This is a genomic window from Massilia sp. CMS3.1, assembly GCF_051262535.1.
Taxonomy (GTDB): Bacteria; Pseudomonadota; Gammaproteobacteria; order Burkholderiales; family Burkholderiaceae_D; genus Telluria.
Genome location: NZ_JBIMES010000116.1, coordinates 1 through 247, shown reverse-complemented (window position 1 = coordinate 247; position 247 = coordinate 1). Strand labels below are relative to the sequence as shown.

1 pseudogene is annotated in these 247 nt (G+C 57.9%); it reads left to right on the top strand.

Features of this window, described 5'->3' with window-relative positions:
- Positions 1-70 precede the first annotated feature (70 nt).
- Positions 71-247 (top strand): annotated as a pseudogene (locus ACHAC9_RS24680) (IS6 family transposase); the annotation flags it as partial.

Here is a 247-nt window from a genome sequence, read left to right as displayed (position 1 = left end):
GGTTTTGTCGCGTTAGCCGAGCGGTGGCCCCGATCGAGTAGACGGCAACGCCGCACATTGACGATCCGACATGGTCAGCTTCAAAGGAATGCGTTTCCCGATTGACGTCGTCTTGGTCTGCATCCGATGGTACGTGGCCTACCCGCTCAGCTACCGGCACATCGAAGAGCTCATGGAAGAGCGTGGCGTGTCGGTGGACCATTCGACGATCAACCGTTGGGCGATTCGTTTCCTGCCGTTGATTGAG